Source organism: Caballeronia sp., assembly GCF_049581465.1.
Lineage (GTDB): Bacteria > Pseudomonadota > Gammaproteobacteria > Burkholderiales > Burkholderiaceae > Caballeronia.
In genome coordinates, this window is record NZ_JBAUSA010000419.1 from 1 (window position 1) to 3,858 (window position 3,858).

Here is a 3,858-nt window from a genome sequence, read left to right on the forward strand (position 1 = left end):
CCGTTACAGAAGAGCATGATCAACCGTCGTTTTGATGATCGTGCCTCCTGCCCTGCTCAGTCACGGCCATTCTGAACCGCTCGCGCGCGAGCAAAGCATTCTTGTGCCTGCTACTTGAAACGGCGAACATGAGAGTGGTCCAATGAGTCCGCCCCACCATCTATTCAATCAAATCGCCGTGAACAGTGAAACTCCCTCGATACGCCCAAATGAAAAGGGCGGTCCACACAGCTTATCCTGAAGCACGCCGGCAAGCTCGGTTTTGAAGGCGTGGTCTCCAAGACGATCGACGCGCCCTATGCTCCTGGAAACCGCGGCCCATGGCGTAAAGCCAAAGCGCTCAATCGTCAGGGTTCGTGATCGTGGACTGGTCAGATCCGGAAGGATCGCGGCCGCATCTCTGGGGTCTCCTGCTCGGGTACTGCACGGATGAGGGCAAACTCATCTATGCCGGCCGCGTGGGCACGGGAATGCCAGTCAAGGTGCTGGCCGATCTACGCCGCCGCTTGGAGCGACTGGCAGCGCAAGACGTCGCCTCTGAGCGTCCCGTCGCCGCGCTCAACTCCCCCCTTGCGCGGTCGACGATCCTGCGCCGCGCCTAGCGCGACTAGGGAGCATGCCCCTCGCCCAGGGCGCCGAGGCGCGGGCGCGTCGGATAGCGCGGCCGCTTTTTTAAGTGCTCGCGTTCAAATGTCTCTCTGTCGATCAACTCACCATTTTGCCCTTCGATTATCTGTATTCGGCAGTGTTGGCGCCTGCGCCCTTAGTTGCTCTATGGCAAGTAACAAATTGTTAAGGTCAAACCGGCAACGCAGCAGCGTCGTGTGCGATCGACGCCTGTTTTAGAAGCGCGATTGTGGTCGAGGGAGGGGCATGATTTTTTCGGACGATCGGACTTCGAAAGACGCACTTCTCAACACTCTTGGTGAGGAGCTGTCGACAGCATGGGCGCGATTCTATGCGGTCGACGTCAGTAGCCGCCCCGGTGAACTTGAGTACGATCGGGCGCTAGCCACAGCCAAGAAGCTGGAGGCCGCTGTAGCCGAGATCGTCGCAGCAAGTGGAGGACGGCCTGCGAGCGACTGGCCATTTTGACTTTCCCTAGACCGGGTGTGCTACGAGCCGAGCTCGAGCGCCGTTGAGAGCTTTGGCGCCAAAAGACAAAACATTGGCCCCTTGAGGCATGTCGCTTTCGCCCCCCGCATCTATATCGGGCGGCCTGGATTTCGTCCGGACCTGCTCAAGGGGAGCCACAATGAAGAGAATATTGCTCGCCATCGGTCTTGCTGCTGCGGGTCTCGCGCCGGTCGCGGCGAATGCGTCGATCTACAAGTTCACATTCGAGTCGTTCGACTCCGAATTAACGGCTGGGGGCCAAATCACGGTCAGCACGGACGGCGAGGTGACTGGGGTGTCGGGCGTGATTTCCGGTCTCGCCGACCAGACTATCAGCGGGATTGCTCCCAACCCGAACTTATCCGGCGCGGCTTACAGCCCGGACGGCTCGTTCATCTATGACAACCTGTACCATGCATCGGGCATGCCCTTCGATGTCGATGGGCTGTTGTTCGTCACCGCTCAGAATCCGGGCGGCTATTGGAACCTCTGGGGAACCTCGCCCGGCAATTATTCGCTCTGGGAGTCGGTCGGCAGCTACAATTACCCGATCGAGGAGAGCGGAACTCTGAGTGTAGCCGCTGTGCCGGAATTGTCGACCTGGGCAATGACGCTCACCGGATTCGCTGGGCTGGGCTTTGCGAGCTACCGCGCGTCGCGAAGGACAGCCGCGGCCGGCCTTCGAGCCTAGCGGCCGGGAGTCCTCGCGCCGGGATTATCGCCGGCGCCCCCCATTGGGATCGGCTTCCGCAAGATCACGAACCCTGATCTCTCAAGCTCGGCTACCAGGCGCTCGGCGACGACCTTTGCGGTGACCTCGGCCGCCTGACTTCTTGCGCAGCTTCGACCACTGGTCAGGCCCAAGGAGAGACAGGTTTCAATGTCATCCCGAGTGGCGGGCGTGAGCTTGTCATCCATGACGCCAGAGGATACATGGACAGGAGAACATTTCAAGAACAAAAGAACTGCGATCGTGACCCGTTTCCGAATGTTCCCGAGTCTGCTCTTCGTCCTACCGGCCGTCCTGCTCGGAATGGCGCTTGAGCATAGGTCCGGCGCCGTCGAGACGCCATGCCCTGTCAGCGGTGCGGCAGAAATCCACTATGCGCCGGGTGAGGACTTGGAAAGGGTTGATGTCGCCTTGCTACGTGAGGCGGCGAGCAAATCGACATGGCGGCCTATGTGGTGACCGACCGCTCCGTCGTCGAGGCATTGCGCGCGGCAGCCGTGCGCGGAGTGAAGGTGCGCATCTGGCTCGACGCTGGCGAGGAGGCGAGGCTAAGCGAATTCGACGTAACGGCGCAGCTGGGCGGACAAGTTCAAGGCCTCGAGATTCGATCGAAAGCGCCAGGCGGCGAACTGATGCACCTGAAAGGCTAGTGCGTCGATCATCGCCTCTTGCGCACCGGCTCTGCCAACTTCTCCCGGTCAGGCGAGACGCGCCAGGACAATGACCTTGTGGCGCTAAGGGGCTCGTCTGTCTGCGCGGGGTTTGATGCGAAGTTCGATCGGGCCTGGGGCAGTTGAAGAGCGGCCGGTCGCGTCAATTGACCAAGTCGACTGTCTTGTCCGCGCAGATATCGACCTTGGACACATCCGCCGACTTACCGTCGGCGTATTTCCCGCGCAGATCTACATGACAATTCTTGCCCTGCGGTGCTTTAGCCCATGTCCATTGGCCGGCTTTCAGCACGCCTAGCACTTTCTTCCAGCTAGCCGAGCCGCTCTCGACCACCTGGAGCTCGACGAGATCGGCCTCGCGCCAGTTCGTCACTTTCACCGTGACGGTGCCGCCCGCCGGCGCCTTGAGCTTGGACTTCATGAGCGCGGCAGCAGCTGGCGCCGCCTCCGAGTTCTGAGCGAGCACCGGGGCCACGACAAGGCCGAACAGCGCCGCCGCAATCGTAACGGCCAAGATGATACGCCTCGTCACGAATCTCCTCCCTGCATTCGCCGTACGCCGATGAGGTGCGTGCATGAGTATGGCGGCCAACGATGGCGAAAGAAAAGCCGCGAGTCCGAGCGCCTCGCCGGCTTTCCGCCTCCAGTTGGCGGCTGTGCGGTCCTCAGTCTCGGGAGGGCACGCCCGGCCAGCGCCGGATACGGGCGGCGGGCTCTACACCGGCGAGCGCCGGGAAGGTCAGCCCTTATTATCGGGCAGCATTGCAACCTCTCGAGCTGCGAGCAGGCATAACTCTGCCGGAGTTCGGCGCGAGCCGTCCTCATCAAAGATGCGAACGTCGTTCGCTTGCGCCCGAGTAGCACGAGGACTTGCTCAAGGGCGGCCCTTGCGCTTTCAGAACGGGCGGCGACTTCGTTGACGCCAACCCTAGAGGTTACCGTAAATTTCATGGCCGTTCGCGCCAGCCCATCACGCTCCAAAACGAAAACCCCGCGGGGGTCTCCACGTGGTTCTGTCGTCAATGGTCTTGCCTTAGGACAAATTAGCGGCCGGCGCACTGTAAATTTTCTTTTACTGCAGGGTCACGCGGGGCTGGCCCGAGTGCCTCTTGAAGCAGCCATTGCAATGACGCATCGCCAACACCACAATTCTGGTGATTGAATTCCCTTAACGGTCGCGCCAAATACTTACGTATCGTTGGTGGCGCTAGTCGCGCCGCCGGCTCATCGTAGGAGGTACGATATGAACTTATTGTCGCGACGGAGCGTTCTTGCCATCGCCGCCGTTGTCGATGTCGCGTTGCATTCGCGCTCGGCTCCGGTTGCGGCCAAAGCTTTGGC

4 protein-coding genes are annotated in these 3,858 nt (G+C 60.8%); 3 read left to right on the forward strand and 1 reads right to left on the reverse strand.

The genetic code is table 11. The features are described from left to right. Nucleotides 1-362: 362 nt before the first annotated feature. The 3 genes from WCA53_RS10495 (at nt 363) to WCA53_RS10505 (ending at nt 2,496) form a co-directional block, all read left to right on the forward strand. A complete protein-coding gene (locus WCA53_RS10495; protein ID WP_423908827.1) occupies nt 363-602 on the forward strand; it encodes a hypothetical protein in 240 nt (79 codons plus the stop codon). Nucleotides 603-1,255: 653 nt separating this feature from the next. Next, nucleotides 1,256-1,807 carry a hypothetical protein gene (locus WCA53_RS10500; RefSeq protein WP_423908830.1) on the forward strand — a complete coding sequence of 184 codons (552 nt, stop codon included), beginning with the start codon at nt 1,256-1,258 and terminating at the stop codon, nt 1,805-1,807. A 479-nt stretch (nt 1,808-2,286) separates the two neighbouring features. Further along, entirely contained in the window at nt 2,287-2,496 is a 210-nt protein-coding gene (locus tag WCA53_RS10505; RefSeq protein WP_423908833.1) for a hypothetical protein, read from the forward strand. 163 nt (nt 2,497-2,659) lie between these two features. On the opposite strand, the gene WCA53_RS10510 is transcribed toward WCA53_RS10505, so the two are convergent. Further along, entirely contained in the window at nt 2,660-3,049 is a 390-nt protein-coding gene (locus WCA53_RS10510; protein ID WP_423908836.1) for a hypothetical protein, read from the reverse strand. Between the last annotated feature and the right edge of the window lie 809 nt (nt 3,050-3,858).

Bases quoted from the DNA above. Each gene is read 5' to 3' on its own strand.
- WCA53_RS10500 (WP_423908830.1), top strand. From the start codon at position 1,256: ATGAAGAGAATATTGCTCGCCATCGGTCTTGCTGCTGCGGGTCTCGCG.
- WCA53_RS10505 (WP_423908833.1), top strand. From the start codon at position 2,287: ATGGCGGCCTATGTGGTGACCGACCGCTCCGTCGTCGAGGCATTGCGC.